The following is a 25788-nucleotide window of genomic DNA, read 5'->3' on the forward strand; positions in this document are numbered from 1 at the left end:
CAGCGCGTCATCAGACGAACGGCCGCAACCGCTCGTGCAGCGCGGCGTCGGCCGTCACGAGCAGCGGCTTGGGTGTCAGTTCGTAGCGCGGGTCGTAGGGCGAGCCGTCGGCGTAGGCGGAGACGCCGCCCGCCTCGCGGATGAAGAGCGCGCCGGGCGCGTGGTCCCACGGCTTCGTCGTGACGTACAGGATGTAGTCCGCGCCGCCCGAGGCGATCTGGGGGTAGTCGACCGCGCAGCACACCCACGACAGCCCGAGCGGCGGCAGCCCGTCGAGTGATTCGCCGACGCGCGTCTGACGTGACGTCACGCCCTTCGGGGCATCGCCGACGACGCGCGGCTCGATGCGCACCCCGTCGAGGAAGGCGCCATTGCCCTTCTCCGCGACGTACGCGTGCCCGAGCTGCGGCTGCCACATCCAGCTGCGGACGATGTCGCCGCCGCGCATCTCGGCGACCATGACGCCGTGGTTCGGTGAGCCGTGGACGAAGTTCTTCGTGCCGTCGACGGGGTCGACCGTGAACCAGTGGTCGGCGGATTCGATGCGGTCGAGGATGCTCGGGTCGGCTGCGACGGCTTCTTCGCCGACGATCAGCGCGTCAGGGTAGGCCTTCTGCAGTTCGGCGGTGATGAACACCTCCGCCTCGCGGTCGGCGACGGTGACGAGGTCGCCCGGGTTCTTCTCGGTCACCTCGTGCGAGGCGAGCGCCTCGAAACGGGGGTTGATGTAGGTCTCGGCGGCTTGCTGGAGCAGGGTCAGAACAGCCTGGGTATCCACGCCCTCATCCTAGGGAGTGACGCGACGTCCGACGAACCGCACGCACGAACGGCGCCGCGGCCTGGGCCGGGCGCCGCTCGTCAGCGTTTCTCGATGCGGCAGCGTTGCTCGCTTCGTCAGCGTGGTCGCGACGAGTTTCAGTTGTCAGGGTTGTGGTCGACGATGTCGCCGGCTTCCTTGACGAGCGCCTTGGCGCGCTTGCGGTGCTTGACCCACTCGAAGATCATCGGCAGCACGCTGACGAGGACGACGACCATGATGGCGGCGTCGATGTTCTTGCCGAGGCTCGGGAAGGCGCGGCCGAGGAAGAACCCGGCGAACGTCACGACGAGCACCCACAGCACGGCACCGATGGCCGACCAGGTGAAGAAGCGTTTGCGGTCCATGTGGCTCGCGCCCGCGACGACGGTGATGAACGTGCGGACGATGGGCACGAAGCGTCCGATGACGAGGGCCTTGCTGCCGTGCTTGTCGAAGAACGCGTTCGTCTGGTCGAAGTACTTCTTCTTCAGCACCCTGCCGTCGCGTTCGTACAGGGGGGTGCCGACGATCCGCCCGATCTCGTAGCCGACGACGTTGCCCGCGAACGCGGCGACGCACAGAGCCGGCAGCGAGACGTAGAGGGGGATGTCGAAGCCGCTCGTGGCAGACGTCGCGGTGAACATGCCGATCGCGAACAGCAGCGAGTCGCCGGGCAGGATCGGGAACAGGAGCCCGCATTCGATGAAGACGATCGCGAGCGAGATCCAGAAGAACGCGCCGCCGAAGTGGGCGAGCAGGTAGTTCGGATCCATGAACTGAGGGCCGAGGGCATGCATCACGAGGCCGAGCCTACCGGCGGGCGATAAGAAACCGCTGAGACGCGCGGGTGAGGTACGGCGCGTCACCCGGATGATGGTGAACTCGTCGCGCCCGCCTACGCTGACGGCCATGGCAGACGTGGACGGGGCGAAACAGATCGACGACGGCGACGCACAACACCGCCGTGCTGACGCTGGGGGCACGGACGAGGTCGGCGTCGGACCGTGGCAGGGCGCCTGGCCGAGCACACCCGACGGCTCGCTCGACCCGCGCTACGACCCCGAGCTGCTCGAGCACGGCGACCGCCGCAACGTCGAGGATCGTTTCCGCTACTGGCGGCACGACGCCATCGTCGAAGAGCTCGACACGGCGCGTCATGCGTTTCACGTCGCCGTCGAGAACTGGGAGCACGACTTCAACATCGGCTCCGTCATCCGCACGGCGAACGCGTTCAACGCCAAGGCTTTTCACATCGTCGGACGGCGGCGCTGGAACCGTCGCGGCGCGATGGTGACCGACCGCTACCAGCACGAGTTCCACCACCCCACGGTCGACGACCTGCTCGCCTGGGCCGCCACGGCCGGGCCCGTCGACGCCGCCGGCCACCCCACGCGCCTGCCCGTCATCGCCATCGACAACGTGGCGGGCAGCGTCCCGCTCGAGGCGTTCGACCTGCCCGAGCACTGCGTCCTGCTCTTCGGCCAGGAGGGCCCGGGTGTGAGCGCCGACGCGCTCGAACGCGCCGACGCCGTCCTCGACATCGCCCAGTTCGGTTCGACGCGCTCGATCAACGCGGGCGCCGCGGCCGCCGTCACGATGCACGCGTGGATCCGACGGCACGTGTTCGGCCAGCGTGTCGACGGCGACGCCCATGGCAGCGCAATCGGAAGCAACCACGCGGACGCCGGCGACGCCCACCCCCGCGCCTGACGCGGCCGGAACTCGGGCGAAGCAAACTCCCGCCGCCCGCCCCGTTGCGCGACGCCCCGTGCGAGGATGGAGGCAGCGGGCCAGCCGCTCACGAAGTGCGCCCGAAACGCGTCATTGTTGTGCCAACACGAGAGGTGATGACATGCCCATCGCAACCCCCGAGATCTACCGCGAGATGCTCGATCGCGCGAAGAAGGAGGGCTTCGCGTACCCGGCCATCAACGTGTCGTCGTCGCAGACGCTGAACGCCGCCATCCGTGGCTTCGCCGAGGCCGGTTCGGACGGCATCATCCAGGTCTCCACCGGTGGCGCCGAGTACTTCTCGGGCCCGACGCAGAAGAACATGGTCGCGGGCGCGCTCGCCATGGCCGCGTTCGCTCGTGAGGTCGCCAAGCAGTACGACGTCAACATCGCCCTGCACACCGACCACTGCCCGAAGGACAAGCTCGACGGTTTCGTCCGTCCGTTGCTCGAGGCGTCGATCGAGAACGTCAAGAACGGTGGCGAGCCGTTCTTCCAGTCGCACATGTGGGACGGTTCGGCCGTGCCGCTCGAAGAGAACCTCGAGATCGCCCAGGAGCTTCTCGCCAAGTGCAAAGAGGCGAACATCATCCTCGAGATCGAGGTCGGTGTCGTCGGCGGTGAAGAGGACGGCGTCGCCAACGAGATCAACGAGCAGTTGTACTCGACGCCGGAGGACGCCATCGCGACCGCCCAGGCGCTCGGCGCGGGCACTGACGTGTACTACATGACGGCCCTGACGTTCGGCAACGTGCACGGCGTCTACAAGCCGGGCAACGTCAAGCTGCGCCCGTCCGTCCTCAAGGACGCGCAGGACGCTGTCAAGGCGAAGTTCTCCGAGGCGGAGGACAAGCCGTTCCACCTCGTCTTCCACGGCGGTTCGGGCAGCTCGCCCGAGGAGATCGCCGAGGCCGTCTCGTACGGCGTCGTCAAGATGAACGTCGACACCGACACGCAGTACGCATTCACGCGTCCCGTCGCCGGTTGGATGCTCGGCAACTACGAGGGCGTCCTCAAGATCGACGGTGAGGTCGGCAACAAGAAGCTGTACGACCCGCGTGCCTGGGGCAAGGCCGCTGAGGAGGGCATGGCGAAGCGTGTCGTCCAGGCCTGCAACGAGCTCGGTTCGGCCGGCAAGAGCAAGGCCGCCAAGAAGGCCTGATCGCCTGACCCGCCGCTGAGGAACGGCCCGCCCCGAATGATCGGGGTGGGCCGTTCGCGTGTCAGGTATCAGACGTTGTCGCCGCCCGTGTCCTGCTGCGGGCCACCGGTTTCGGTGCCGGTGTCGCCGGCGTCGGACCACACCCACGACGCGACGGCGGGGAGGTCCTCACCGTTCTCGTAGGCGTAGGCGCGTGCCTCGAGGCGCAGATCCTGCATCTCCTGACGCAGCCCCGCGCAGCGTGCACCGAGGCCGGGTACACGGTCGAGGACGTCGATGACGAGGTGGAAGCGGTCGAGGTCGTTGCGCATCACCATGTCGAACGGCGTCGTCGTCGTGCCCTCCTCGATGAACCCGCGCACGTGCAGGTTGCTGTGGCCGCTCCGGCCGTAGGTGAGGCGGTGGATGAGCCACGGGTAGCCGTGGTAGGCGAACACGATGGGCTTGTCGGGTGTGAAGATCGTGTCGAACTCGCGGTCGCTCAGGCCGTGCGGGTGCTCCTTCTCGGCCTGCAGGCGCATGAGGTCGACGACGTTGACGACGCGCACCTTCAGCCCCGGCACGCGTTCGCGCAGGATCTTCGCCGCGGCGAGCACCTCGATCGTCGGGATGTCGCCCGCGCAGGCGAGCACGACGTCGGGCTCCTCGCCGGCGACCTCGGTGCCGGCCCATTCCCAGATGCCCAGGCCGCGCGCGCAGTGCCGGACGGCCTCGTCCATCGTGAGCCAGACGGGGTTGGGCTGCTTGCCTGCGACGACGACGTTGACGTATTGCTCGGTGCGCAGGACGTGGTCGAACGTCGACAGCAGCGTGTTCGCGTCGGCCGGCAGGTAGACGCGGATGACGTCGCTCTTCTTGTTGACGACGTGGTCGATGAAACCGGGGTCCTGGTGGCTGAATCCGTTGTGATCCTGACGCCACACGTGCGAGCTCAGCAGGTAGTTGAGCGACGAGATGGGTCGACGCCAGCCGATCTCGTTCGTCACCTTGAGCCACTTGGCGTGCTGGTTGAACATCGAGTCGACGATGTGGATGAACGCCTCGTAGCTCGACATGAGCCCGTGGCGGCCGGTGAGCAGGTATCCCTCGAGCCAGCCCTGGCACTGGTGTTCCGACAGCATCTCCATGACCTGCCCGACGCGGCCCATCGGGTCTTCGGCGTCGTTGGGCTCGTACGCGCCCATCCACTGCTTGTTCGTCGTCTCGTAGACGGCCTGCAGCCGGTTCGACGCGGTCTCGTCCGGACCGAAGATGCGGAAGTTCTCAGGGTTCGCGGCTGCGACGGCGCGCAACCACTCGCCGAGCACCCGCGTCGACTCGGCGACCGAGGTGCCGCGCTCGTCGTCGCGGCCCGCGTCGACGGCGAAGTCGCGGAAGTCGGGCAGTTCGAGGGCGATGCGCAGTTCGCCACCGTTGGCGTAGGGCGTCGCGCCCATGCGCAGCTCGCCGTCGGGGGCGAGGGCCATGATGTCGTCGGCTGGGCGGCCGGCCTCGTCGAACAGCTCGTCGGGGCGGTAGCTGCGCAGCCACGCGTCGAGGTCGTGGAGGTGTTCGTCGGTGTCGCGGGCGTTGGCGAGCGGCACCTGGTGGCTGCGCCAGTGACCCTCGGCGACCTTGCCGTCGATCGTCTTCGGGCCCGTCCAACCCTTCGGCGTGCGGAAGACGATCATCGGCCAGTGCGGACGCTCGGCGTTCTCGGCACCCGCTTCGGCGGCCTCGGCCTTGATGCGGGCGATGTGGTCGAACACCTCGTCGAGCAGCGTCGCGAAACGGCGGTGGATCGAGATCGGATCCTCGTCGTCGAAGCCCGCCTCGAACACGTACGGCGTGTGGCCATAGCCGCGCATGAGGGCATCGAGCTCCTCGTCGCTGATGCGGGCGAGCACCGTCGGATTCGCGATCTTGTAGCCGTTGAGGTGCAGCACGGGCAGGACGACGCCGTCGGTGACAGGGTTGACGAACTTGTTCGAGTGCCACGACGTCGCGAGCGGCCCCGTCTCCGCCTCGCCGTCACCGATGACGGTGAACGCGAGCAGTTCGGGGTTGTCGAAGACGGCCCCGTAGGCGTGGCTAAGGGCGTAACCCAGCTCTCCGCCCTCGTGGATCGAGCCGGGCGTCTCGGGTGCCGCGTGCGACGGGATGCCGCCGGGGAAGCTGAACTGCTTCACGAGCCGGCGCAGGCCCGCCTCGTCGAGCCCGACGTTCGGGTAGATCTGCGAGTACGTGCCCTCGAGGTAGGTGTTGGCGACCATGCCGGGGCCGCCGTGGCCGGGGCCGGTGACGTAGATCGTCGGCTGAGAGCGCTCGGCGATGACGCGGTTGAGGTGGGCGTAGAGGAAGTTGAGCCCGGGCGTGGTACCCCAGTGCCCGAGCAGGCGATGCTTGACGTTGTCGCGCGTCAGCGGCTCGCGCAGCAGGGGGTTGTCGAGCAGGTAGATCTGCCCGACCGACAGGTAGTTGGCGGCGCGCCACCAGCGGTGGATCGTCTCGAGAGTCGCGTCGGTGAGCTCGGTTCCGGGGGAGGGCTGCCAGGGGGTCGCGGTGCTGACGTGGAAGGTCATGCCTCCATTCTCGTCGTGCGGCACGAGCGATGAAAGGGGCTGGGACGTTGGTCCTGACGCTCGGTGGAGTCGGTCGGCGGTGTGAGGGGTGTGACGTGGGTGTTGCCGGCCCGCCGCGGCGGGGTTGTCGGGTGTCGATGCTTGAATGGCGGCATGGACAACCTTCTTGCCATTCCGGAGACCAAGCTCGACGTCGACCCCGCAGCCGAGAAGCTCGACCTCGGCGTCCACGCCCGCGACGTGGCCCGCATGTACCCGGCGAGTTCGCTCGTGTGGGCGACGCTCGCCGAGGACGCGCTGGGTGACGGCGAGGCTGTCGAGGCGTACGCCTACGCGCGCACCGGCTACCACCGCGGCCTCGATTCCCTGCGCCGCGCCGGGTGGAAGGGCCAGGGGCCCGTTCCGTGGGAGCACGAGCCGAACCGCGGTTTCCTGCGCGCACTCGCCGCGCTGAGCAAGGCCGCCGGCGAGATCGGTGAGGTCGACGAGCAGCGACGCTGCGCCGACTTCCTGCGCGACTCCTCGGCCACCGCGGCGCGTGAGTTGGGCGTCTGAGACGCGCTCGAGCGCCGCGTCCGAAAATGATGTCGGCGTGAGGGAACCGATCTCCTGATCGCGGCGTCTCAGATGTGACGATGCCCGGTCAGGGAGCGCTCGCACTCGGTGCGTCGAATCGTCGTGCCTCTCGGGGCGCGGCTGTCGGCGCCCGGTATCTCTGGGGGGATGAGCGAACGGGAGTCGGGCGTCGTCCGCCGCCTGCAACAGGGCGGGCGCGACGGGGGTGTGGCCGGGAGGGGCCACACCCCCGTCGCATGTCATCTGGCGGCCACGGCGCGCTAGCCTGACGGCGTGAATCCTCTCGCCGTCCTCGGCATCGACGACCTCGCCGAACAGCTCTACCGCCAGGTGCTGCGTGACCAGGCGCGACCGTTCGGTGTGTACGCCTCGCGCCTCAACACGCCCGTCGGTGACGTCGAGGCAGCGGCTGAACAGTTGCGCGCGCTGCGTCTCGTGCGCATCACCGAGGACGGTCGTCCCTCCGCCGATCATCCGCGCGCCGGGCTCGAACGCGTCCTGTCGGCCGAGGAGGCGCGTCTCGCCGAGCGACGCCGCGACCTCGCCCGCCTGCGCGACGCCATCGATGGTTTCGCCGGCGACCACCGTGCGGGCCAGGAGCAGGCCGACCCCGCCGAGGCGGGTCGCGAGTACGTCGAGATCGACGGGCTCGGTGACGTCATGGAGCACCTGGCGGCATCGACCTCGGGCCCGATCCGGTTCACTCACACCGACGCACTCGCCGTCAGCGCCGGGGAACAGCCGGTGCTCGCGCGCCTCGTCGCCGACGGGCGCCTGCTGCGTGGCCTGCACGAGTTCGACGCCGCGAGCACGCGCAGCCTCGACGTAGTCGAGTGGGCGAACTTGGGCGAGGAGCAGCGCCTCGCGACGCACATCCCGAACGAGTTCGTCTGCTATGGAACGGATGCTGTCATCGCCAACACCGATTGGGGCGGCGAGGGCGGGCGCTACGTCGTACTGCGTGACGCCGTCGTCGTGCGTGCGTTCGTCGAACTCTTCGATCGGATGTGGGCCGCGTCCTCCGGCGTCGACGACGGCGCGGAACCGACGTCGGAGCGTCTCGTCGAACTCATGCAGGCCGGGTTGAAGGATGAGGCGATCGCGCGGGCGCTCGGCGTCAGCCTGCGGACGGTGCGACGCCGCGTCGCGGCGCTCATGGAGGAGTGCGGTGTCGAGACGCGCTTCCAGCTCGCGGTGAAGCTCACCGAACGTGGCCTCACCGGCTTCGAGGGCTGACCAGGCACTCTATGGGGGGCGTCCGGTGGTGCTCGGCGGGCGACGCGTCGGCTCGCCTGCTGGCGACGACCGCGACGGATGCGTGCCAGCGGGTAACCTTGGGCGGTAAGAGTTGACGCCCGGTTCGTCGCTCGAGGCCGCCGCGCGCCGGGGGTCGAGCGTGGCGGGGGAGCGGCGTCAGCCCACCAGCTACGCAAAGGCAGTTGATACCGATGCCGGCAATCGTTCTCGTCGGCGCCCAGTGGGGCGACGAAGGCAAGGGCAAGGCCACCGACCTTCTCGGAAGCCGAATCGACTACGTCGTGAAGTTCAACGGCGGCAACAACGCCGGGCACACGGTCGTCATCGACGGTGAGAAGTACGCGCTGCACCTGCTGCCGTCGGGCATCCTGACGCCGGGTGTCACGCCCGTCATCGCGAATGGGGTCGTCGTCGACCTCGGCGTGCTGTTCGAGGAGATCGATGCCCTCGAGGCGCGTGGTCTCGACACGAGCAAGCTCGTCATCTCCTCGAACGCGCACCTCATCCCGCGCTACAACAAGGTGATCGACCAGGTCTCCGAGCGCTTCCTCGGCAATCGCAAGATCGGCACGACCGGGCGCGGCATCGGCCCGACGTACGCCGACAAGATGAACCGCATCGGCATCCGCGTGCAGGACCTTTTCGACGAGTCGATCCTGCGGCAGAAGGTCGAGGCGGCGCTCGAGACGAAGAACCAGCTGCTCGTGAAGACGTACAACCGTCGCGCGATCGAGGTCGACGAGGTCGTCGAGGATCTGCTGCAGTACGTCGAGCGGCTGCGCCCGATGGTGAAGGACACGTCGCTGCTGCTGAGCAAGGCGCTCGACGCCGACGAGGTCGTGCTGTGCGAGGCCGGTCAGGCGACGCTGCTCGACGTCGACCACGGCACCTACCCGTACGTGACGAGTTCGAACGCGATCTCGGCGGGCGCCTGCACCGGTGCGGGCATCCCGCCGACGCGCATCGACCGCGTCATCGCCATCCTCAAGGCGTTCACGACGCGTGTCGGCGAGGGCCCGTTCCCGACGGAGTTGCATGACGAGGTCGGCGACCGCCTGCGCGAGATCGGCGGCGAGTTCGGCACGACGACGGGGCGCCCGCGCCGCATCGGTTGGCTCGACACCGTCATCGGGCGCTATGCGACGCGCGTCAACGGCGTCACCGACTTCGTCATCACGAAGCTCGACAACCTCGATTCCTTCGACGAGATCCCCGTCTGCGTCGCGTACGACATCGACGGCGAGCGCGTCGAGGAGATGCCGGAGAACCAGACCGACTTCCACCACGCGAAGCCGATCTACGAGATGCTGCCGGGTTGGAACGCCGACATCACCGGTTGCCGCACGTTCGAGGACCTGCCCGAGAACGCGCAGCGCTACATCGAGTTCGTCGAGAAGCAGATCGGCGCGCGTGTCTCCGTCATCGGCGTCGGCCCGGGTCGTGACGAAGTCATCGTCCGTCACGATCTCCTGAACGACTGACGCTCTCATCCCTCGCCGCAGGGGTCGACTCGCTGACGAGTCGGCGCCTGCGGCCCGTTCGTGTGCGTCCTGGCGTCGGCGGGCCGCCGGTAGGCTGAGTGTGTGGCGAGGGAAGCGATCCGACTGCAGTTCGGCAAGTACAACGGTGACGAGCACTGGGGGTTCGACGCCGTCGTGCTGGGTCGTGATGCGCAGGGGCTGTGGCTCGGGGTGACGGGTGGCACTCGTGTGGCACGACCCGGGCTCGAGTTCGCAGCGCACGGCGACTTCGTCGTCCTCGTTCCCGACGACGCCTGGTGGGTGGCCACCTTCAACACCGCTCCGGGCGGCAAGGACCATGACATCGACGTCTACGTCGACATCACGACGCCGACGACCGTCAACCAGGGTGAGGCGTTCACGCTCGACCTCGACCTCGACGTCGTCAAGCGCACGAACGGCGACCTCGACCTCGACGACGAGGACGAGTTCGAGCGGCACGCCCGCGAGATGAGCTACCCGCCGCGGCTCGTGACGGCGGCGCGTGAGGCTGCCGACACTGTCATGGCGATGGTGCGTGACGGCGCCGCACCGTTCGACGGTTCGCACGAGACGTGGCTCGCGAAGCTCTGACGAGGCGCCGTCTGTTTCGGTTCACGGCCAGCTCGTCCGCCATCCTGCCGATGTCAGCGCGAAGAGCCCCCTGCGGGCGCGTCAGAACCACCCTGACCGGGCGCCTAAAATGAACCCATGACGACTGTGTTGCCTCCTGACGCCGACTGGGTTTCGCGACTTGCCGACGAGACGATCGCCGAAGCCGAGAAGCGTGGCACGAAGGTCGTCGTCGCCTCCGGCATCAGCCCCTCGGGCCCGGTGCACCTGGGCAACCTGCGCGAGGTCATGACGCCGCACCTCGTCGCCGACGAGATCCGTCGCCGCGGCATCGAGTGCGAGCACATCATCAGCTGGGACGACTTCGACCGCTACCGCAAGGTGCCGAACGTCGAGGGCGTCGACGCTTCGTACGAGCAGTACATCGGCATGCCGCTGACGCGCGTGCCCGCGCCGAAGGGCAGCTCGGCGAGCAGCTGGGCCGAGCACTTCCGCGCCCAGTTCGAGGAGGGCCTCGCGGCGCTCGGCGTCGTCTACCGAGGCATCAGCCAGAGCGAACAGTACGGCGCGGGCGCCTACACGGATCAGATCCTCTTCGCGATGAGCAAGCGCGACGAACTCGACGCCATCCTCGCGCGCTACCGCACCCTGCCGAAGCCTGACGGCGACGCCGCCGGCAGCGGCAAGCCCGTCAAGGGCGGCAAGAAGGCGCCCGTGTTGTCCGAGGAGGAGCAGGCGGCAGCCGCCGAGGCGGAGGCCGGTTCCGGGGCGGCAGCCGAGGACGACGGCGGCAGCGCGTCCGGTTACTACCCGTACAAGCCGTACTGCTCGGCGTGCGGCACCGACTTCACCACCGTCACCGCCTATGACGACGCCACGCACGACCTCACGTACACGTGCCGCTGCGGGCACACCGAGACCGTCGACCTGCGTGAGCACCGCAACGGCAAGCTCGTGTGGAAGATCGACTGGCCGATGCGCTGGTCGGTCGAGAAGGTCGTCTTCGAGCCGTCGGGCGTCGATCACCAGAGCCCCGGTTCGAGCTTCGTCGTCGGCAAGGACGTCGCTCCGATCTTCGGGTGGGAGCGCCCGCTCGGCCCGATGTATGCGTTCGTCGGCATCAAGGGCATGGCGAAGATGAGCTCGAGCAAGGGTGGCGTGCCGACCCCGAAGGACGCGCTCGGCATCATGGAACCGGCCCTGCTGCGCTGGCTTTACGCGCGCAAGAAGCCAAACCAGAGCTTCACCGTCGCGTTCGACTCCGACGTGCAGCGCATGTACGACGAGTGGGACGCGCTCGACGCGAAGGTCGCCGCCGACAAGGGCCAGCCGGGCGACGTCGCCGCCTACGTGCGCGCGTCGACGACGGCTGAGAAGGTGCTGCCCGCGACCGAGTACCCGGTCGCCTACCGCACCCTCGCGAGCATCACGGACATCACGACGGGTGACGAGACGCAGACGCTGCGCATCGTCGGCACGCTCGACCCGGCGAACCCCCCGTCGAGCCTCGACGCGCTGCGCCCGCGCCTGACGAACGTCGAGAACTGGGTCGCGCGCTACATGCCCGACGACGAACGCACGGTCGTGCGGGAGACGAAGAACGCTGACGCCCTCGCAGCCGCCAGCGACGAGCAGAAGACCGCCCTGCGCATCCTGCTCGACGGCCTCGACGTACCGGGCGAGCAGGGGCTGCCGCGCATCGAGGACGCGTGGTCGCTCGACGGGCTGACGACGCAGGTCTACGGTGTGCCGAAGGTGCAGATCGGCAAGGGTGCCGACTTCCGACCCGACCGCAAGGCCGACCCCGAGACGGCCGCAGCCCTCGGCGCGAGCCAGCGCGAGTTCTTCAAGCTGCTCTACACACTGCTCATCGACAAGGAGACCGGCCCGCGTCTTCCGACGCTGCTGCTCGCCGTCGGCCCGCAGCGCCTGCGCGAACTCGTCACCCCCTGACGGCCGACCCCCGTCCACGTCGGCGATTCTCGTCCACATTCGTCGAGCCGGGCGGGGTCGGTGATCGGGTCAGCGAACGCCGCAGTGACGGGCGTCTCCGGCCCGATCGGGCCGCGTTGTCGGTGCCGACGTCTACGCTGATGCGCGTGATGACGATGACGACGATCCGCGGAGCTGTGACGAGCCTGGGCGCGGCTGCGCTCCTCGCGGGCACCGCGGCCTGCGGCACCTCGTCGGACGCATCGCACTCGGCGACGAGCGCGTCGCCCACGGCGTCCTCGTCGAACGGCACGCAGCCGGCGCCCTCGGCGTCGGGCTCGTCGCGCGCGTCAGCGTCAGGGCCCACGCCTGCCGACAGTGGCTCGACATCGACGAAGCCGGCGTCCGACGCCACGTCGAGCTCCGCGAAGGGCGGCGACACGCACGGGCAGGGCGCCGGGACGGGTCCGGGAGCGGCGTACGACGTCGTCAGCGTCATCGACGGCGACACCATCGCCGTCCGTATCGACGGAAAGCGCGAGAAGATCCGCATCATCGGCCTCGACACCCCCGAGACGCGCAAGCCGAACACGCCCGTGCAGTGCTTCGGCAAGGAGGCGAGCAGTCACATGCAGTCGCTCGTGCAGAGCAAGCAGGTGCAGCTCGCGGCGGACTCGTCGCAGGGCGATCGCGACAAGTACGGCCGCCTGCTGCGTCACGTCTTCGTCGGCGGGACGACGAACGTCGCGCTCGCGCAGATCGAGGGTGGCTATGGGCGCGAGTACACGTACGACGGGCCGTACCAGCACCGCCTCGAATATCTCGCGGCGCAGAACCAGGCGAAGAACGCCCACCGCGGCACGTGGGGCCCGCCGTGCAACGGTTTTCACCAGGATGACGCAGGCTCGAGCGCTGCTGCGTCGACGTCAGCTGCGCCGGCACCCTCGACGCCCGTCGCGTCGGCGGTGCCAGCCGCTCCATCGTCGCCGGCCGGTGCCGGCTCGAGCGGCGGAGCGTGCGCGATCAAGGGCAACATCAACTCGAAGGGCGCCAAGATCGCGCACGCGCCCGGTTCGGCGACGTACGACAAGACCGTCATCACGCCGAGCAAGGGGGAGCGCATGTTCTGCTCCGCGGCCGAGGCCATCGCCGCAGGGTGGCGCATGGCGAACGACTGACCTGACCGCAGCGCACCACGTCGGCCTGGTGGCCGCCCTGCTCGACGCCGGCCGATGCAGGCGCGCGCCATGGGTGGGAAGGGCCCGGCCACGCCCCGCCACCCCCTGGATTACTCGCCGGTATGACTCAGCCCACACAAGGCCGATCGACTCCTACGATGGCGTCATGAGCGACACCACCACCTCGAACACGCCGGGCGAACAGAACCAGCACGACATCGACGTCTTACTCACCGCCGCCGCGCGGCAGGGCGCCGTCACGATTCCGGCGGGCTGGGGGCAGGGTCGGGCGACGTTCGGTGGCGTCGTCGCAGGCGCCCTCGTCGCCCGCGTGCTCGGTGAGCTGGCCGCGGATCCGACGTCGCTGCGTTCGCTCACCGTCAACTTCGTCGCACCGGCCTCCGCCGGCACGGCCGAGGTGCGCGTCGAGGTGCTGCGTCAGGGCAAGTCGGCGACGCAGGTCGAGGCGCGCCTCGTGCAGCCGGACGATTCCGGCGAGAGCACCGTCCGCGCCATCGCCCTGCTGACGTTCGGTGCGCAACGCGACTCGAAGGTGGCGCTCGATCCGACCTTCGACGCAGTCACGCGCCCGGCGTTCGAGATGCTCGAGGCCATTCCGTACATCGAGCCGTTCACGCCCGAGTTCATCGCACGCGTCGACCTGCGCCCGGCCAGCGGGGTGCTGCCGTTCTCCGCAGCGACTGACGGTGACCTCACCGGCTACATGCGATTCCGCGAGCTGACGGACGACTTCAGCGTCGCGCACCTCGTCACGCTCATCGACGCGTGGCCGCCGGCAGCGGGGCAGATGCTGCACTCGCCGGCCCCGATGTCGACGATGACGTGGACACTCGAGTTCACCGCGCCCGTCTCGTCCGACCCGGTGACGACGTGGTGGTACGACGTCACGACGGACGCCGCCCACGACGGCTACGCCCACTCGGGGGCGCGCATCTACGACCCCGCGAGCGGCGCCCTCGTCGCCATCAGTCGTCAGACGGTGGCGTTGTTCGGCTGACGTACACGCGAACCAACGACGTCAGGACGCGTCGGACGCCGCCTGCAGGTGGTGGTGGATGACCTCGTCGATGACGAATCGGAGGAACTTCTCGCTGAACTCGGGGTCGAGGCCCGATTCGGCGGCGAGGCCGCGCAAGCGGGCGACCTGACGCTCCTCGCGCGACGGGTCGGCGGGCGGCAGCTCGTGCGTCGCCTTGTACTCGCCGACGGCCTGCGTGATGCGGAAGCGTTCGGCGAGCATGTGGATGATCGCCGCGTCGATGTTGTCGATGCTGCGTCGGTACGCGCCGAGCACCGCGTCGGACGTGCCCGCGACCGAGCCGTGCAGACCGCCGTCGCCCGCGGTCGGGCTGGCGTTCGCGCCGCCGTCGGGGCCGTCGCTCGCCGGCAGCGCGGCGTCAGGGGTGTGGGTCATGTCGTCCTCGCTCCGTCGTCACTCGTGTCGCGCGTCAGCGCACGTCGAGCACCGTCATGCGGTGCGCGGCACGAGTCAGCACAACATAGAGAACGCGCGCGCCGCCAGGTGACTCGGCGGTGATCTCATCGGGGTCGACGACGAGCGTCGCATCGTACTCGAGGCCCTTCGTCGACATCGGGTCGATGACGACGACGCGGCCCGCTGCGCCGTCGAGCTCGGCCAGCGCCTGCCGCCACGCCGCGGGCGCGATGACGGCGACGCTGCCGTCGACCTGCTCGAGCAGGCCGGTGACGGCTTCGCGGGCGCGGGCGATGACGTCGTCGCGGCTCACGTCGATCGAGACGGGGTGAATGCCGGTCTCGCGCACGGCTTCGGGGATGTCGGCGTCGGGCACGTAGCGTCGGATGAGGTCGGCCGCGAAGTCGAAGATCTCGCGCGCGTTGCGGTAGTTCGTCGTCATGTGGAAGCTCTGACGCTTCTTCGTCCCGAAGGCCTCCTCGCGTGCCTCGGCGGCTTCGTCGAGGTCGGGCCACGACGCCTGCGCGAGGTCGCCGACGACGGTCCACGACGCGAACTTTCCGCGCCGACCGACGGCGCGCCACTGCATCGGCGACAGGTCCTGCGCCTCGTCGACGAGGACGTGACTGTATTCCTCGGCGCGCGTGAGGCGCCCGGCGAGCAGGCGCTCGCGGGCGTCGGCGGGCGTCACCTCGAAGCCGACCTCGCCGCCCTGACGGCGCGATCCGGTCACCTCGACCTCGTGGACGCCGTACTCGGTGAGGTTGTCGAACTCCTCGATCTCGTAGAAACCACGCTCCTCGCGGGCGGCCTCGGGCACCTCGGCGAGGCGGGCGAGCAGGTCGTCGACGAGCGCAACGTCGGCCACGGACCACTCGCCGCGCTCGACCGCGACGGCGATCGACGCGACGAGTTCCGCCTGCTCACCAATGCTCAGCACGCCGCGTGCATACCGCGCGAGCCGGTCGGCGTCACCGAGCCACAGCAGCACGTGACGCGGGTCGATCGGGCGCCACCAGTCGGCGACGAACGCCTCGACGTCGCGCGAATCCTCGAAGCGGTCGACGAACTCGGGGCGCTCCAGGTTCGTGTGCTCGCGCACCTGCAGCCACGCCGCGGCCGCGAGGGCCTCGACGACGTCGGCGGGGTTGCTGGCGAGCTTGTTGTGCTGGTGGTGGCTGAGCAGGCTCGCACGGACGCGGCGCAGCTCGCGCTCATCGAGGTGGACGGCGAGGCCCGCGACCATCGCGCGCAGGCTCGTCGCCGCGTCGGGCGCGACGTCCTTCGCGGCGCGCGAGAGCACCTTTCGGATGCGCAGCCCACCCTTGACGGCGGCCGCGGCCGGCGCGTCGAGGCGCGTCGCCGTCAGCCCGCCGACGAGGTCGCCGAGCGCGCGCAGCGCCACCGAATCCTCGCCGAGCGACGGCAGGACGCGCTCGATGTATGCGGTGTAGGCGGCCGACGGGCCGACGACGAGGATGCCGCCCGACTCGAATCGGCGCCGATCCGAGTAGAGCAGGTAGGCCGCGCGGTGCAGCGCGACGACGGTCTTGCCCGTGCCCGGCCCACCCGTGATGAGGGTGACGCCGCGCGCGTCGGCGCGGATCGCCTCGTCCTGGTGGCGCTGGATCGTCGCCACGATGTCGCGCATCCGCGCCCCGCGCGAGCGCGTCAGGGCGGCCATGAGCGCACCGTCACCGACGACCGTCATGCCCTCCGGCGCCTCCACCGTCATGAGGTCGTCCTCGACGCCGAGGACGCGAGCGTCACGGCAGCGCAGCACGCGGCGGCGCACGACCTTCTCCGGGGCGACGGGCGTCGCGCGGTAGAACGGTGATGCCGCCGGCGCGCGCCAGTCGATGACGAGCGGTTCGTACTCGTCGTCACGCACGCCCAGGCGACCGATGTAGCGCACCTCGAGGTCGTCACCCGAGCCGGTGGAGACGAACCCGCCGGGGGCGTCGTTCGCGTCCCCACCCGCCGTCATCGCGTGGTCGAGGTCGAGGCGCCCGAAGACGAGGCCTTCGAACTGCTGCTCGAGCGTCGCGCGTCGCTTGCCGGCGGAGAACATGAGCGCGTCACGCTCGAACAGGCCGGCCTTCTCCTCGTCGCGCATGTCGCCGGAGCGGCTCGCGCGCCCGCGCGCGAGGCCCTCGGATTCGACGATGCCGACGCGCTCGCCGGCCTTCGCCAGTTCGGCGTAGACGCGCTCGACGTGCGCCTGTTCGATCGCGATCTCGCGGGTGACCTCGTCGGGCAGTTCGTCGACCTGGCCGGCCGGACGTCCCTCAACCGTGCTCACGCAGTGCTTCCCCTCGCCGTGCTGGCTCACCGCGCCGCGCGCGGATGACCCTCTACCTTAGAGCGTTCGTCGGCCCGTTCGGCGCGTCGGGGTCCATGTCGCGACAGGGCTCACAACCAGCCGCGTCGGGCGGCCAGCACCCCGGCCTGAAACCGTGTCTGGGCGTTGAGGCGATCCATGACGCTGCGGACGCGCCGATCGAACGTGCGCTGGCTGACGCCGACGCGACGCGCCACGGTGGCGTCGGGCACTCCTGCGGCGAGCAGCGTCAGGATGAGGCGCTCCTGGTCGCTCAACGCATCCGACGTGGCAGCCTGCACACCGTCCGTGCGCTGGCGCGCCATGGACTGCGTCGACGCACGCGGATGGGTCGCGGCGAGGGGAGCGGCGAGGCGCAGCATGAGGTCGATCGTCGACGACACCGCCGCGACGAGTCCGGCGTCGTGCACGACGAGCCCCGCCACACCGCCACCGCTGACGGTCTCGATGACCGCCATCCCGTCGTCGTTGACGGCGGCGGTGAACGGAACGCCCGTCGCAAGGGTGACGCGGACGTTCGGCGTGGGTTGCAGAGAGGCGAAGTCGTCGGCGTCGAAGTCGGCGACCAGGCTCGAGTCGATGACGGTGTCGACCGTCACGAGACGTTGCGAGGCGCCGACGCGCCCGTCGCGTGAACCGGGCAGCGCGTCGAGGATGGGCGAGCGCGTCGCGATGGATCGCGTGCGCATGGCTCGCACCTCATGACGAGCGTTCGCGACGCACTGGGCGAACGCGAACGCGACCTCGCGCTCGCCGTCGAGCGCGTCGGTGCCTTCTAACAGTCGGTTCGCGCCCGTGGCCTTCGCGGCGTTGCGGTGGGCGGCGACGAGGCCCGGCAACGCGGCGCGGATACTCGTCGCGCGTGACTCGAGCTGCCCCGCGAGGGTGGGCAGCGCCTGCTCCGGGGGCGTGACCCGCCACCCCGACGAATCCCGCTCGACCATGGCACGCGCGGTGAGGATGCGCAGGGCGACGGCGGTAGCCTCAACGGCGAATCCGGCTGCGGCGAGATCGTTCTCGTCGCACGCGCCGTGCATGAGCAGGTGGAGGTAGAGCTCGGTCGGACGGTCCTCGCCGATGAGGTCGGCGAGCGCGTTCGTCGTCGCAGCGCCCTCGGGCATCGTCGCGGCGAGGTCGGCGATCGCGTCGGCGGGCGTGCCGCCGCCGATCGTGCCGGGGGTGTCGGCAGGCGCGCCGAGAGCGTCGGCGGGTGTGCCGGGTGCCCCGGAAGGTACATCGGTGGATGACTGATGGGGCATGACGACCGCCTGTCGACGAGGGAGAAAGAAGTAACGCTCTTGGCGAATGTTCGCCAATGACGCCATTCTGCCAAACCGTGAGCGAACGGGTGTCCGTGGTCGTGCCATAGTGGGTCTGCCGGCCCGTCCGGTGCGCGAAGGAGCGTGTCACCACCTACCCCCGATGGTTCGACCCACTTCGCGCCAGGTGCGCGCCGCCCCGGGAGCATTTCCTCCCCCTGGGTTCCCGGGGCCGCGCGCGCCGCCTCCTCGCCGGTAGGGTTGCGGCCATGAAGGCTTTGGTCGTCGGAACGGGCGCGCGCGAGCACGCCATCGTCAAGGGTCTCGCAGCGGATCCGCAGGTCGACATCATCGTCGCCGCCCCCGGAAATCCAGGCATGGCCGCCGACGCCCAGGTGCGTGACGTCGACATCCTCGACGGTGACGCCGTCGCCGAACTGGCGCAGGAGATCAGGGCCGACCTCGTCGTCATCGGGCCCGAGGCGCCGCTCGTCGCCGGGGTGGCGGACGCGGTGTGCGCAGCCGGAATCGACACGTTCGGCCCGTCGGCCGAAGCCGCCCGACTCGAGGGGTCGAAAGCGTTCGCCAAGGACGTCATGGCGGCCGCCGGCGTCCCGACCGCCGGCGCGCACGCGTGCACGAACATGACGCAGGTCGCCGCGGCCCTCGATGCGACCGGCGCCCCGTACGTCGTCAAGGACGACGGGCTCGCGGCCGGCAAGGGTGTCGTCGTGACGAACGACCGCCACGAGGCGCTCGCGCACGCCCGGGCCTGTCTCGACGCCGGGTCGAGCCTCGTCATCGAAGAATTTCTCGACGGCCCCGAGGTGTCGCTGTTCTGCATCAGCGACGGTGCGACGGTCGTTCCGCTCGAGCCGGCGCAGGATTTCAAGCGCGCCCATGATGACGATGCGGGCCCGAACACCGGTGGCATGGGCGCGTACTCGCCGCTCGACTGGGCGCCGGTGGGGCTCGTCGACGATGTCGTGAAGCGAGTCGCGCAGCCGACGATCGACGAGATGGCGCGCCGCGGCACGCCGTTCGCGGGCGTGCTGTACGTCGGGCTGGCGCTGACGTCGAAGGGTCCGAAGGTCGTCGAGTTCAACGCGCGCTTCGGCGACCCGGAGACGCAGGTCGTCCTCGCGCGTCTGCGCACGCCGCTCGGCGGTCTGCTGCGCGCTGCCGCACGGGGTGAGCTCGCTGACTTCGGGCCGCTCGAATGGAGCGATGACGCCGCCGTCACCGTCGTCGTCGCGAGCGAGGGTTACCCCGCGAAGCCGGTGACGGGTGTGCGCATCGACGGCCTCGACGAGGTGAACGGTGACGGCACCGCGGCGGGTGACGGTGCGTACGTCCTGCATGCGGGGACGAAGCTGGGCAGCGACGGCGGAATCGTCTCGTCCGGTGGGCGTGTGCTGTCGGTCGTCGGACGGGGTGCGGATCTCGCCGCCGCCCGTGAGGTGACGTACGCGGGCGTCGAGCGCATCAGGTTGCCCGGCAGTCATCACCGCACCGACATCGCGCTCAAGGCACTCAAGGGTGAGATCACCGTCGAAGGAGAGCAGGCATGAGCGAGACACTCGACCTTCCTGGGTACGCGCACGTCTACTCCGGCAAGGTGCGCGACCTGTACGCGCCGCTCGACGCGGACGGCAAGGCTCGCGACGACCAGGTGCTGCTCGTCGCGAGCGACCGCATCTCGGCGTTCGACTTCATCCTCTCGACACCCATCCCCGACAAGGGCAAGGTGCTGACGCAGCTGTCGCTGTGGTGGTTCGAGCAGATGGCAGACCTCGTGCCCAACCACGTCGTCTCGACGGACGTGCCCGACGCCGTCGCGGGCCGTGCGGTGCTCGTCGAACGGCTCGACATGGTGCCGCTCGAAGCCATCGCCCGCGCGTACCTGACGGGTGGCGGGCTCGCCGAGTACCGCGCCACGGGTGCGGTGTGTGGGGTGGCCCTGCCGGACGGCTTGGTCGATGCCTCCAAGCTCGAGACGCCGATCTTCACGCCGACGTCGAAGGCCGAGATCGGGGATCACGACGAGTCGATGACGTTCGACGAGGCCGTCGTGCTCGTCGGGCGGGAGCGCGCGGATGAGATCCGCGACCTCACCGTGCGAATCCTCGCGCGTGGCAACGAGATCGCCGCCGAGCGGGGCATCCTCATCGCCGACACGAAGGTCGAGTTCGGCGTGCGTGCCGACGGCACGCTCGTGCTCGCCGACGAGCTGCTGACGCCCGACTCGTCCCGCTTCTGGCCGGCCGCGTCGTGGCAGCCGGGGCGCGCACAGGATTCGTACGACAAGCAGTTCGTGCGCGACTGGCTGACGTCCCCGGCCTCTGGTTGGGACAAGTCGTCGGGCGAGCAGCCGCCGGCATTGTCCGACGACATCGTCGCCGCCACGCGCGCCAAGTACATCGAGGCCTACGAAGCACTGACGGGCCGCACGTTCGCGTGACGGGTCGCAGGGCGGCGGGCGAGCCCGAGGTTCAGCGACCGGCCCACGGCATCAGTATCGGTGTCGACCTGGCTGCCGCCCCGGTCAACACCGCTGCGGTGGAGTTGGCTTGGGAGGGGGACCGCGCGAGGATCGTCGACGTCTGGGGCGAGGGTCGTGAGTGCGTCAGCGACGCGGTGCTCGTCAGCCTCCTCGATCGCAGTGACGCCAAGATCGGCGTCGACTGCCCGTTCGGCTGGCCTCAGGAGTTCGTCGAACTCGTGGGTGATCAGGGTAGTGGGGAACCGGGAGGGTCCGAGGTGCGGGAAGCGTCCTACGCGACGCCGGACGAGCGCCAGCGCTTGGTCTATCGGGCGACGGATCTCGACGTCATCGAGGTGACGAAGCGCCACGGCTCGAGCGCTGATCCGGCACGGCCGGCCGTCAGGCCGCTCAGTGTCTCGGCCGATCGCATCGCCCACGTGTGCGCACCGTGACGCGGCCCGTCAAGAGGGCTGGATCCACCTGCCGCTGCGCACGACGTGAGCGGGAATGGGGCGTTGTCGGTGGCGCCGCCTAGACTCAGGGTGCTGGACACACCGCCTCTCACAGGGAGAACCCATGGGCCACGTCGTCGTCGACGTCATGCTGAAGTCCGAGATCCTCGACCCGCAGGGTCAGGCCGTCGCCGGTGCGCTGCCGCGCCTCGGTTTCGAGCAGTTCACCGACGTGCGTCAGGGCAAGCGTTTCGTCCTCGCCGTCGACGGTGATGTGACGGACGCGCACCTCGCCGCGGCGCGTGAGGCGGCCGACAAGCTGCTGAGCAACCCCGTGATCGAGGACGTCGTCAGCGTGCACGACCTGAAGGACGAGCAGTGAAGATCGGCGTCATCACCTTCCCCGGTTCGCTCGACGATCACGACGCGAAGCGCGCCGTCCGCCTCGCCGGGGGAGACCCCGTCGACCTGTGGCACGGTGACGCCGACCTCAAGGGCGTCGACGCCGTCGTCGTGCCTGGCGGTTTCAGCTACGGCGACTACCTGCGCTGCGGCGCCATCGCGCGGTTCGCGCCTGTCATGGACGAGCTGATCCCTGCAGCGCAGGGCGGCATGCCCGTGCTCGGCATCTGCAACGGCTTCCAGATCCTGTGCGAATCGCATCTGTTGCCCGGCGCGCTCATCCGCAACGACCACCAGAAGTTCCTGTGCAAGGACCAGGTGCTGCGTGTCGAGAACACCTCCACCGCGTGGACGAACGCTTTCACGGCCGATCAGGAGATCACCATCGCGCTGAAGAACGGGGAGGGCTGCTTCGTCGCAGATGACGCGACGCTCGACCGCCTCGAGGGCGAGGGCCAGGTCGTCTTCCGCTACCTGCAGGGCAACCCGAACGGCTCGTACCGCGACATCGCCGGCGTCACGAACGAACGCGGCAACGTCGTCGGCCTCATGCCGCACCCCGAGCACTGCGTCGAGGAGGGCTTCGGCCCCTCGACCGACGGGCTCGCCTTCTTCACGTCCGCCATCACGGCGCTCGCGAGCGTCTGAGGAGACAGCACTGATGACTGAGATGAACACGAGCCCGGAGCCGGGCCAGCTCGCCGCTGCCGAAGAGGGCTTCAGCGCCGAAAGCCAGATCATCGCCGCGCCGAAGACGGACGGTCTCGACACGGTGAGCAAGGCCGAGGCGACGCCCGACGTCGAGCAGCCGTGGGCCGAACTCGGCCTCAAGGACGACGAGTACGCGCGCATCCGCGAGATCCTCGGGCGTCGCCCGACGAGCGCCGAACTCGCGATGTACTCCGTCATGTGGAGCGAGCACTGCTCGTACAAGTCGTCGAAGACGCACCTGCGCCGCTTCGGCGACCTGCCGAGCGAGACGCCGCGCGGCAAGCAGCTCGCCGGCATCGGCGAGAACGCCGGCGTCATCGACATCGGTCAGGGCTGGGCCGTCACCTTCAAGGTCGAGAGCCACAACCACCCGAGCTACATCGAGCCCTACCAGGGCGCCGCGACCGGCGTCGGCGGCATCGTGCGCGACATCATGGCGATGGGTGCGCGCCCGATCGCCGTCATGGATCCGCTGCGCTTCGGCGCGCTCGACCACCCCGACACCGCGCGCGTCCTGCCCGGCGTCGTCGCCGGCATCGGCGGCTACGGCAACTGCCTCGGCCTGCCGAACATCGGTGGCGAGGTCGTGTTCGACGACTGCTATCAGGGCAACCCGCTCGTCAACGCGCTGTGCGTCGGCAAGCTGCGCCACGAGGATCTGCACCTCGCCAAGGCCGCAGGCCAGGGCAACAAGGTCGTGCTGTTCGGCGCCAAGACGGGTGGCGACGGCATCGGCGGTGTCTCCGTGCTCGCCTCCGAGACGTTCGACTCCGAAGGGCCCACGAAGCGACCCGCCGTCCAGGTCGGCGACCCCTTCGCCGAGAAGGTGCTCATCGAGTGCTGCCTCGACCTGTACGCCGCGGGCGTCGTCGAGGGCATCCAGGATCTCGGGGGCGCCGGATTGTCCTGCGCGACATCCGAACTCGCCTCCGCCGGTGACGGCGGCATGCACATCGAACTCGACCGCGTCCCGCTGCGCGACAGCTCGCTGCGGGCCGAGGAGATCCTCATGTCCGAGTCGCAGGAGCGCATGATGGCCGTCGTCGCGCCGGACAAGCTCGACGCGTTCATGGCGATCGCCGAGAAGTGGGACGTCGAGGCCGTCGTCCTCGGCGAGGTCACCGACGGTGAGAACCTCGTCATCACCTGGCATGGCGACGTCGTCGTCGACGTGCCGCCGCGCTCCGTCGCGCACGACGGGCCGGTCTACGAGCGCCCGCTCGCGCGACCCGAGTACCTCGACGCGATGCAGGACGACGTGTCGTCGCTGCTGCGCCGACCGGCGTCGGGCCACGAGCTGCGCGCGCAGCTGCTGCAGGTGCTGGGTTCGCCGAACATCGCCGACAAGTCGTGGATCACCGACCAGTACGACCGCTACGTCATGGGCAACACGGCGCTCGCCATGCCTGACGACGCCGGCGTCGTGCGCGTCGACGAGGGCACCGGGCTCGGCGTCGCGCTCTCGACGGACTGCAACGGCCGTTTCGCGAAGCTCGACCCGTTCATCGGCGCGCAGCACGCCGTCGCGGAGGCGTACCGCAACGTCGCGGCCGCCGGCGCGACGCCGCTCGCCGTCTCCGACTGCCTCAACTTCGGCTCGCCCGAGGACGCGGGCGTCATGTGGCAGTTCAGCCAGGCCGTCGACGGCATCATCGAGGCGTGCCGCGCGTTCGGCACTCCCGTGACGGGCGGCAACGTGTCGTTCTACAACCAGACGGGTGACGTCGCGATCCACCCGACGCCCGTCGTCGCCGTCCTCGGCGTGCTCGACGACGTCAGCAAGCGCACGCCGTCGGCGTGGAAGGATGCGGGCCTCGCGCTCTACGTGCTCGGCGAGACGCGGGACGAGCTCGACGGCTCCGAATGGGCCGGCGTCGTGCACAGCCACCTCGGGGGCCTGCCGCCGATGGTGCACCTCGAGAACGAGAAGGCGCTCGCGTCGGTGCTCATCGACGGTGCCCGTGACGGCCTGCTCGCCGCGGCTCACGACCTGTCGTCCGGCGGTCTCGCGGTCGCGTTGGCTGAAGGCGTCATGCGTCATGGTGTCGGTGCGTCGGTGTCGTTCACCGACAACGCGTTCGTGTCGCTGTTCTCCGAGTCGGCCGGTCGCGCCCTCGTCGCGGTGGCACCGGAGCACGTCGAGGCGTTCGAGGCGCTCGCGTCGAAGGCCGGTGTAGCCGCAGCGAAGATCGGCGAGACGGGTGGCGGCGCGCTCGCCGTCGGCGACCTGTTCTCGATCCCGGTCGCCGAGCTCTCCGAGACGCACCAGGTGCCGCTGCGAAAGATCTTCGGCTGACGGCCTGCGCATCGCTGACGGTTGGTGCGCGCTCGTTCGAGAGGCCCATTCCTGGAACCAGGAATGGGCCTCTCGACGTGTTCACGAGGTGCGGGTCCAGGCGTGTGCCCCATCTCGGCTCGGCTGCTCGGATTGGGGCTGAAACTCTGCCATGCCAGATTGCGGCTCTCAACCGGCGAGTCGGGGTCCGAAGCTCTGCCATGCGGGATTGCGGCCCTCACGGGTTGGGCGTGCGACGGCGGTGACGCGGCTGGCAGCGCGGGCACCAGAACAGGTTGCGGCCCGCGAACTCCTCGTGTGCCACGGGCGTGCCGCAGACGAGGCACGGTTGCCCCGCGCGTCGATAGACGTAGACCTCGCCGCCGTGCTTGTCGACGCGCGGATCACGCCCCATGGTCTCGGGCGAGTGTTCGTCGCGGACGGTGTCGATGCGGCCGTCGCGTACCCCGAGCGGCATGAGCGCGATGAGGTCCGCCCAGATCGCGTCGAACTCGGTGCGGCGCAAGAACTTCCCCGGCATCTTCGGGTCGAGGCCGTGGCGGAAGAGCACCTCGGCTCGGTAGATGTTGCCGACGCCGTTGAACACCTTCTGGTCCATGAGCAGCGCAGCGATCGGCGTCGACGTGCGGCGGATCCGCACCCACGCGACGTCAGGGTCGGCGTCCACGCGCAACGGGTCGGGCCCGAGCTTGCCGACGATCGCCGCCACCTCGTCCGGCGTCTTGAGCGCGCAGACGTTGGGGCCACGCAGATCCATGACCACACTGCCGCGCGCATCACCGTCGTCGGACGATGCTCCGAGACGCCACCGGATGGCGCCGGTGATCGGCGCCTCGCCGGGCTCGACACCGTACGTCCAGAAGAACTTTCCGAGCAGACCGAGGTGGATGTTGACGCGCTCGTCGAGCCCTTCGAACGCGACGAGCATGTGCTTGCCGTAGGCCTCGGCGTGATCGAAGGCACGGCCGTCGATGCGCGCTGAGCTTTCGGCGAATCGGCCCTGGGGAGAGGACGATTTGATGATTCGCCCAGCGAAGTTGTCGTTCATCATCCCCGCGATGCGGTGCGTGACGTGGCCCTCGGGCATCGTTCTCCTTCGTCGTGGCGGTGCAGCCGAT

The 25788-nt window shown here is 69.5% G+C and carries 22 protein-coding genes; 15 read left to right on the top strand and 7 right to left on the bottom strand.

Annotated features, from left to right (window positions below; genetic code table 11):
- Positions 1-10: 10 nt before the first annotated feature.
- Both AC1RS9_RS06355 and AC1RS9_RS06360 read right to left on the bottom strand, forming a co-directional pair.
- Positions 11-778: an inositol monophosphatase family protein gene (locus tag AC1RS9_RS06355; RefSeq protein ID WP_208065469.1), complete on the bottom strand. Its 768-nt coding sequence runs from the start codon at positions 776-778 to the stop codon at positions 11-13.
- A 137-nt stretch (positions 779-915) separates the two neighbouring features.
- Entirely contained in the window at positions 916-1596 is a 681-nt protein-coding gene (locus AC1RS9_RS06360) for a DedA family protein (protein WP_038571631.1), read from the bottom strand.
- Between the two features lie 112 nt (positions 1597-1708).
- Here AC1RS9_RS06360 and AC1RS9_RS06365 point away from each other — a divergent pair, with 112 nt between their 5' ends.
- Together AC1RS9_RS06365 and fbaA are read left to right on the top strand one after the other, a co-directional pair.
- Entirely contained in the window at positions 1709-2509 is an 801-nt protein-coding gene (locus AC1RS9_RS06365; RefSeq protein WP_243754930.1) for a TrmH family RNA methyltransferase, read from the top strand.
- A 142-nt stretch (positions 2510-2651) separates the two neighbouring features.
- Positions 2652-3692 carry a class II fructose-bisphosphate aldolase gene (gene fbaA / locus AC1RS9_RS06370; RefSeq protein WP_062257354.1) on the top strand — a complete coding sequence of 347 codons (1041 nt, stop codon included), beginning with the start codon at positions 2652-2654 and terminating at the stop codon, positions 3690-3692.
- Between the two features lie 68 nt (positions 3693-3760).
- Here fbaA and AC1RS9_RS06375 read toward each other — a convergent pair whose 3' ends face one another.
- Complete coding sequence (locus tag AC1RS9_RS06375; RefSeq protein ID WP_006943697.1) at positions 3761-6253, bottom strand: phosphoketolase family protein; 2493 nt, start codon at positions 6251-6253, stop codon at positions 3761-3763.
- A 153-nt stretch (positions 6254-6406) separates the two neighbouring features.
- Between AC1RS9_RS06375 and AC1RS9_RS06380 the strand changes: the two genes are divergently transcribed.
- The 7 genes from AC1RS9_RS06380 to AC1RS9_RS06410 all read left to right on the top strand — a co-directional run bounded on the left by AC1RS9_RS06380 (position 6407) and on the right by AC1RS9_RS06410 (position 14286).
- A complete protein-coding gene (locus AC1RS9_RS06380) occupies positions 6407-6808 on the top strand; it encodes a DUF3151 domain-containing protein (protein WP_006943618.1) in 402 nt (133 codons plus the stop codon).
- A gap of 294 nt (positions 6809-7102) precedes the next feature.
- A complete protein-coding gene (locus AC1RS9_RS06385) occupies positions 7103-8065 on the top strand; it encodes a helix-turn-helix transcriptional regulator (protein ID WP_074040237.1) in 963 nt (320 codons plus the stop codon).
- Positions 8066-8277: 212 nt separating this feature from the next.
- Positions 8278-9567 (top strand): adenylosuccinate synthase, encoded by a 1290-nt coding sequence (locus AC1RS9_RS06390; RefSeq protein ID WP_492920895.1) that lies wholly within the window; start codon positions 8278-8280, stop codon positions 9565-9567.
- A 102-nt stretch (positions 9568-9669) separates the two neighbouring features.
- Positions 9670-10179: a DUF402 domain-containing protein gene (locus AC1RS9_RS06395; protein WP_074040242.1), complete on the top strand. Its 510-nt coding sequence runs from the start codon at positions 9670-9672 to the stop codon at positions 10177-10179.
- Between the two features lie 117 nt (positions 10180-10296).
- Entirely contained in the window at positions 10297-12111 is a 1815-nt protein-coding gene (lysS, locus tag AC1RS9_RS06400; protein ID WP_313490179.1) for a lysine--tRNA ligase, read from the top strand.
- A gap of 149 nt (positions 12112-12260) precedes the next feature.
- Positions 12261-13268 (top strand): thermonuclease family protein, encoded by a 1008-nt coding sequence (locus tag AC1RS9_RS06405; protein ID WP_235006302.1) that lies wholly within the window; start codon positions 12261-12263, stop codon positions 13266-13268.
- A gap of 166 nt (positions 13269-13434) precedes the next feature.
- Positions 13435-14286, top strand: a complete 852-nt coding sequence (locus tag AC1RS9_RS06410; RefSeq protein WP_074040247.1) for a thioesterase family protein — start codon at positions 13435-13437, stop codon at positions 14284-14286.
- 21 nt (positions 14287-14307) lie between these two features.
- Here AC1RS9_RS06410 and AC1RS9_RS06415 read toward each other — a convergent pair whose 3' ends face one another.
- The 3 genes from AC1RS9_RS06415 to AC1RS9_RS06425 form a co-directional block, all read right to left on the bottom strand.
- The gene (locus AC1RS9_RS06415; RefSeq protein ID WP_081873741.1) at positions 14308-14703 is read right to left on the bottom strand and encodes a chorismate mutase; all 396 of its coding nucleotides are present in this window, start codon (positions 14701-14703) and stop codon (positions 14308-14310) included.
- A gap of 34 nt (positions 14704-14737) precedes the next feature.
- Positions 14738-17026, bottom strand: coding sequence for a HelD family protein (locus AC1RS9_RS06420; protein WP_083603867.1), 2289 nt, complete (start codon positions 17024-17026; stop codon positions 14738-14740).
- Between the two features lie 110 nt (positions 17027-17136).
- Positions 17137-18324: a response regulator transcription factor gene (locus AC1RS9_RS06425; RefSeq protein ID WP_074040248.1), complete on the bottom strand. Its 1188-nt coding sequence runs from the start codon at positions 18322-18324 to the stop codon at positions 17137-17139.
- 269 nt (positions 18325-18593) lie between these two features.
- Between AC1RS9_RS06425 and purD the strand changes: the two genes are divergently transcribed.
- The 6 genes from purD (at position 18594) to purL (ending at position 24670) form a co-directional block, all read left to right on the top strand.
- Entirely contained in the window at positions 18594-19895 is a 1302-nt protein-coding gene (gene purD / locus AC1RS9_RS06430) for a phosphoribosylamine--glycine ligase (RefSeq protein ID WP_074040249.1), read from the top strand.
- Positions 19892-20785, top strand: coding sequence for a phosphoribosylaminoimidazolesuccinocarboxamide synthase (locus tag AC1RS9_RS06435; RefSeq protein WP_074040250.1), 894 nt, complete (start codon positions 19892-19894; stop codon positions 20783-20785). Before purD ends, AC1RS9_RS06435 begins: the two co-directional genes overlap by 4 nt.
- Positions 20782-21261, top strand: coding sequence for a DUF429 domain-containing protein (locus AC1RS9_RS06440; protein WP_074040251.1), 480 nt, complete (start codon positions 20782-20784; stop codon positions 21259-21261). Before AC1RS9_RS06435 ends, AC1RS9_RS06440 begins: the two co-directional genes overlap by 4 nt.
- A gap of 124 nt (positions 21262-21385) precedes the next feature.
- Positions 21386-21643, top strand: coding sequence for a phosphoribosylformylglycinamidine synthase subunit PurS (gene purS, locus AC1RS9_RS06445; RefSeq protein ID WP_038569404.1), 258 nt, complete (start codon positions 21386-21388; stop codon positions 21641-21643).
- On the top strand, positions 21640-22311 hold the full coding sequence (gene purQ, locus AC1RS9_RS06450) for a phosphoribosylformylglycinamidine synthase subunit PurQ (protein WP_006945326.1): 672 nt from the start codon (positions 21640-21642) through the stop codon (positions 22309-22311). The genes purS and purQ overlap by 4 nt, the downstream gene beginning before the upstream one ends.
- 13 nt (positions 22312-22324) lie before the next feature.
- Complete coding sequence (purL, locus tag AC1RS9_RS06455) at positions 22325-24670, top strand: phosphoribosylformylglycinamidine synthase subunit PurL (RefSeq protein WP_235006219.1); 2346 nt, start codon at positions 22325-22327, stop codon at positions 24668-24670.
- 217 nt (positions 24671-24887) lie between these two features.
- Here the strand turns inward: purL and AC1RS9_RS06460 are convergent, their stop codons facing one another.
- Entirely contained in the window at positions 24888-25757 is an 870-nt protein-coding gene (locus tag AC1RS9_RS06460) for an Fpg/Nei family DNA glycosylase (protein ID WP_131941646.1), read from the bottom strand.
- Between the last annotated feature and the right edge of the window lie 31 nt (positions 25758-25788).

The sequence above is a fragment of the Dermacoccus sp. MPR-E5 genome, assembly GCF_058809565.1.